The sequence below is a fragment of the Olivibacter sp. XZL3 genome (assembly GCF_004368405.1).
Classification (GTDB): Bacteria; Bacteroidota; Bacteroidia; order Sphingobacteriales; family Sphingobacteriaceae; genus Olivibacter.
On sequence record NZ_SBJH01000084.1, the window covers coordinates 1 to 5,580 of the forward strand.

6 protein-coding genes are annotated in these 5,580 nt (G+C 38.9%); all 6 read right to left on the minus strand.

All coding sequences use genetic code 11. The annotated features are described in order from the left end of the window. Nucleotides 1-46: 46 nt before the first annotated feature. Nucleotides 47-739, minus strand: coding sequence for an NAD(P)H-binding protein (locus EPX21_RS17810; RefSeq protein WP_134091038.1), 693 nt, complete (start codon nucleotides 737-739; stop codon nucleotides 47-49). A gap of 195 nt (nucleotides 740-934) precedes the next feature. Continuing rightward, nucleotides 935-1,069 (minus strand): hypothetical protein, encoded by a 135-nt coding sequence (locus EPX21_RS23540; protein ID WP_240768723.1) that lies wholly within the window; start codon nucleotides 1,067-1,069, stop codon nucleotides 935-937. 126 nt (nucleotides 1,070-1,195) lie between these two features. After that, nucleotides 1,196-1,873, minus strand: coding sequence for an NADP-dependent oxidoreductase (locus tag EPX21_RS17815; RefSeq protein ID WP_134091039.1), 678 nt, complete (start codon nucleotides 1,871-1,873; stop codon nucleotides 1,196-1,198). Between the two features lie 53 nt (nucleotides 1,874-1,926). Next, nucleotides 1,927-2,667, minus strand: a complete 741-nt coding sequence (locus EPX21_RS17820) for an AraC family transcriptional regulator (protein WP_206106101.1) — start codon at nucleotides 2,665-2,667, stop codon at nucleotides 1,927-1,929. Nucleotides 2,668-2,915: 248 nt separating this feature from the next. Next, a complete protein-coding gene (locus tag EPX21_RS17825; RefSeq protein WP_134091040.1) occupies nucleotides 2,916-3,302 on the minus strand; it encodes a DUF1648 domain-containing protein in 387 nt (128 codons plus the stop codon). Between the two features lie 498 nt (nucleotides 3,303-3,800). Beyond that, nucleotides 3,801-5,558, minus strand: a complete 1,758-nt coding sequence (locus tag EPX21_RS17830; protein WP_134091041.1) for a hypothetical protein — start codon at nucleotides 5,556-5,558, stop codon at nucleotides 3,801-3,803. Nucleotides 5,559-5,580 lie beyond the last annotated feature (22 nt).

Here is a 5,580-nt window from a genome sequence, read left to right on the forward strand (position 1 = left end):
AAAAACATAAAAGATCTGTATCCGCAGAACTATAAACAAATTATGCTCAAATCAAACACGTAGTCCATAGGACGGATACGATGATGCGCGTAAATTCGCTATAGGTATAGTCTCTGGGGCCCATCACGGCATGGACACTTTTAGCATTGAAGTCGAGATTTGCTAAATGCCTTGCTGCAATTTCTGCCACATCTTTTGTGGCTACCATAGGAATAGCATGGTCGCCGTTCGCTACGGTGCCATTCACATTTAATTTCTTCACCACGCCTATCGTTCTTAAGAAATTTTCCATAAAATATGCAGACCGGATATGCAGCACATTTACGCCATCCAACTGGTTTAACCTCACTTCCTGCTCACCTGTACCGGCCATGACACCATTGCCTTCGTGCATATGAGATCCGAGACTACTCATATTTACTATATAACGGATACCCGAATGTTCTATGGCTTCAATCAACTTTCCCGTCACCTGCCTTTGATACGCTCTTGTGTTTTCTGCCTTTACATTATCCGGCATTAACACAAAAGCACTATCTGCGTTTCTAAACACTTTTGTCAGCATTTTAACGTCAGTTATATCAGCCGAAATTACTTCCGCGCCCATACAACGGTATCTTTCTAACTTTTCAGCGTGTCTCGCAATTAAGGTTAGCTGATGACCTTCGTTTAAAAGGATCTCTGAAATTTTACTGCCCACAGTTCCTGTGGCGCCGAGTACTACTATTTTCTTTTTCATGGTTCTTTTTTTGATTATTATTTATTACTATGCAAAGATGGTTAGCATGTTAACGGTAAACTTGTATCAGATCACTGTTTTGATGATTATGCGGTCCAAATTATTCCTTTTCCAGCTGTCCACTCTCGTTCTTAATAATTCAAGTGCATCTTTCAGCATGGCTTGCACTCCGCTCATCGCAACTGATTGCGCATCCTAATTGATCTCAATCGCAACTTTGCCAATGACTCCTCCTTTTTCGGCAAACCGATATGCCTCTATGGATTGCGTAAAAGGAAAGACTTTATTCACTTTAATCTTCAATCCGCTATTGACGGCATTCAGCAGCATCTCGATATTTCTTGATAATGGCTGAGAAAGAATTACAACATGCTTTTTACCAGTAAATAGGTTTTTAAAAAGTGATATAGGAATCTCAATAGGCTTAGGCGTAGGGTTTAAAAACAAGGACTTCGGCTACATAATCTGTTTCGCATTGGTATACCCCATTTTACCTGACAGGTCCACAACGATATCATAGGCCTTCTTTCCGGCAAGTACATCTTCCTTCTTGTAATCAAGCACGGAATCTGCTCCCCATTCTTTTGCGAAGGCCAATGCATTAGTGCCTGCAACTGCAGTTATGTTTACTTCTTTCTGCTTCAGTAATTGCAGCAGAAACATTCCAAAGCCACCGGTTGCACCATTTACCAGAACTTGAGTGTCTGCATTTAAGTTACCTATTTTGTCCAGTACTGCAATAGCAGCGGCGCCAACAATGGGAATGGAAGCGGCTTGCACAAAATTAATAGCTGCAGGTTTTTTCCAGACAGATGTAGACGATACGGCGACATATTCGGCCAATGCCCCATCTTTCATTGAATTTTTAACAACGCCGAAAACTTCATCGCCTTTTGTAAAACTCGACGTTCCGGCCTCTTCAATAATCCCGGCAAAGTCGACTCCGATGTGCTTAGGAAATGTTGAACCGGACATCAATTTCATTTCGCCTTTTCTGATCTTCCAATCCATCGGATTGATAGAAACGGCTTTTACTTTCACCAGAACCTGATTAGATTGAATTGAAGGTTTAGGTTCTTCTACTATTTGCAACACATCTGTGCCTCCAAACTTGTGATACGCTAATGCTTTCATAGTGCTATGTTTTAATTGTTTAAACTGATAGCACAAAATTGAAGATAGCGAGACTAATAAACTTGTATCAGATCACTATTATGCTTCAGGGCTTTTGGTGGCATACCAAACATTTCATACATATATTTATTCAACTGCGGCAAGTCGTAAAAACCTGCGTCGTATGCAATCTCTGTCAAACTTCTTTCTTTCTCGGTAAGCGTCAGATAAATTACCTGGCGAAGCCTTGTCCATAATAAATACTTAGACAAGCTACTACCTGTTTGTTTTTTAAACAGCGCAGCCAAACGGGAGGGAGAAAGATAAACGATGTCGGCAAATGTTTGCGGAGTGATACTTTGCTGATAGTAATTGAACTTAATGTAGTTTACTATTTTGGTTACCCGTTCGTCGTAATGAACAGTGGGTAGTTTTGAAAGCAGCGCATCTATGATGGTGTAAATGTCAAAGGCGTCATTGGTTATTTGAAAAAAGGCATTTATTTCGGATGGCGAATGAAAAACAATAACGTCCTGACCCATAGCAAATCTACCCGAAAGTTCCAAACCCACATTAGAGTAAGGCTCTATGTTTAAAACATTCAAACTCCCCTTTTCTGCTATGCAATAATGCGGCACCTGGGGTTTGATCAGAAAGCCGTGTATAGCTTCAAATAACTGACCGCCAATGGCTGAGGTAAAAGGGCTATTATTGGACAAAACGATCTGATAAGCCGAATGGTGATGAATTTCAACAGTAAGGTTGTAGGCTCTCAGCGCCAGAATGAAGGGATTTTGAATTTGTTTTTCCACCATGCTAATTTCTATTAAAATTACAAAATCCTCAGGTCATTCATTCAATATGCCTTGCGAATAATACAAGGTCACAAAAATCTTTTAATAAATCTTACCTCGTACCATACTTTTTTTGGTGAACAGATAATAAAAAATAGGGACCATAAACAGATATGGTAATAAGCTTATTATCCAATTGAAAGTCGAATTACGGTAATCTTCCAAATTTGCGATGCTAAGTATACTAAGAAATAAAAAAACACCTACAACTATGATTTCCACAATTTCATCATAGTTGCAGCCTTCCTATATTGAAATTCTGCGTTTTCGGGAGTTATCTCATCAAGGTAGTTCAGGTATCGGGGAAAAAAACTTAACAAGGCCAAAACACCGTATAATACGGTCGCATAAGCAGGAAGAGTTGTAAGGGTCTCTTTCCCTCCGTAACTATCTGGGTTTCCGGCCAACTTGAAGTGAGTCGCGACTTTTCCGTTGATAAGTTGCTGAAAATACAATATAACTCCCCAATAAGCCAGTAGTAGCAGTGCACCCAAGATTTCAACCATTTTATCATTGAACCTCATCTTAAGCTTAACATCCGGCCGCCCACGCATTGGTCTCTCCGTCTTTATGGCACTTTTCTTTCTGTTTTCCATAAAAAGTAATTTTGAAGGGAGGCGGATAGCTGCAAAGCAAGTTTGAAGTTTGACTAACACCGAGCTGCATCCAAGCGCTGAGCCCTGTCTTCACAGCAATCTTTATTGTCTGTAAAGAAACTATTTAAATTGAGGTCATTGCTTTATTAAGTAAATGTACAGAAATAAGCGGAGAAATAAAAGCATGACAGGATGAGCCTGCCGCTCTAAAGGCATAAAAAAGCCCCTCACATCGTTGCGGGGGGCTCACTTTTTTCGGGTCAATGGACGTCTTAAATTCGAACCGTTTTATTGAAGAGTTGATTGAAATCGGCGATTTTTCTAAGATTCTAGAAGAATAAAATCTCAATCAACTGAGGAAGCCAAGTTCATCCCAAGTCCGTATATTTATCAAGAAATCTGTTGGATAACTTAATCAGAATTGTTGAGGATTTGGACTATCTACTAAAACAAATTTATTGCTTAGGTTGTCAAGTATACGTGATTGACAGCCCGATTTTATTCAAAGTTCTTGTCATAGTCATCCTGACAGACTTTTGGAAGCTTTGACTTATGCTTTTCCATGTTGTTATCAATCCAGTTTCTACACTCTGCTCTGTTGAGGTTGTTGTTGCCTATAATATTCCTCAATCTGATTGCTGTTGTACGTGACACTCCAAACGACAAAAGGCTTAATGTAGTTGGATGGTATGCACCAAGTTCGAGGTAAGCTGACAGATTGATCAGCTTCACTTCCCTACCACTGCTTGTAAGGAAATATTGCAGTATATCAGTATAACACTTTAAATATTTGGAATATTTAAAAGTCACCACCCTTTCTATCTCATCCACAATGGAACGCACACATTTATTGACGGAAACGAATTTGTCTTCCCTTTTCTCATAATTTATCCTTTCTTGTATAAGAAAGCCTATGGGATTTTCATTAATCCATTGGGAAGAGATCACAGCATAATGCTTAAGGATATTTTTATCGCTCTCTCCCAAAAATATTTTATCAATGATCTGATAGATAGCAACTAGGGAATTATAGAATTCATTACCTGACGCTGGATATTTCGGCACGAAGTAAGTATATATTTTTGAATGGAAAAGTGCGAATAGGTCATTTTGAAATCTCGGATCTATCCCGGAATTTTTCCTTAATATTTCTTTTGGTAGCCTGTTTCTTGTAGAGATGTTCTTGATCGAATTATCTATCTGGAGTATGTCATGAAGTGAATTTAAGGCTATTGCATTCTCTATCACGAAACGTTCCACTGTATTGTTATTGTCCTCAATAAAATCTAAGAAAAAAGTTGAGGTAGCTTGTTCCAGAATATCTCTTTCTTTAAGGGGAAAGGGCTGCTTTGCATCCTGTAAATAAGTAGATAGATCAAGACTCCGAGAAAGAAGAGATACTTCGGTAGCGCTCTCGATAGCGTAATTTTCCACAGATTTTTCGGGAATGTAACCTTCCTCTCCCCATTCTTCAATATCTATGCAATAGATATTACCATAAAAATCTTTAAGCAGCCTACCTGCTCTGCCTGCCAAATTCCAGAAATCAAACTTGCCCATCTTCGTTCCCCTTCCTTTGGTCGGCTTATGGATGAATACATTTTTGGCTGGCAGATTCATGCCCTCTAACAATGTACTCGTACAGCAAAGATAGTTTACGGGTATTGTTTCATCAGCGAAAAGTTCTTCAATCTTTTCTTTCAATTCTCTTGGCATTGTCGAGTAGTGGAAGACTACTCCTTTTTTTAAGCACGCGATCAAAGTATATTCACCATGGATATTTTCCCTAATGAATTCTGTAAAGAGGTCAATCTGCTCATGCACTACATCAGGTAGATATTTACATAGTTCACTTGCCAGTTCTTCCGTATCTGATGCTCCATTTGCATAAATTATGTTAGACTGGCTTTTGCCCAAATGAGAGGCCCAAAACGCCATTTTAGCTTTTTTGGTTTTTGGGCATTGCTTCTGGAGATAAGATTCTTTCAAGATAGGTATAGGTGCCCCGGAAAAATCTAAAGATGAAAGAAACTCATGTTTCTTACTCGAGTTAAGAAAAAGAACATTCTGATGCACTTGCGAATAGTTTGTTCTGAATTTCTGGACCGAAGATTTAAACTTCTTAAAAAATTCAGGGTTCGAAGCGAGAGGCGAAGAAAACACCACTTTTAAATTCGGATAGCGCTGAATAGTCTGCCTGTAAATCGTCAGCAAAAAGTGGACACGATATTTTAAAAACTTAAGGAGTGTTTTCATCAAAAACGTTAGATTTAATTAT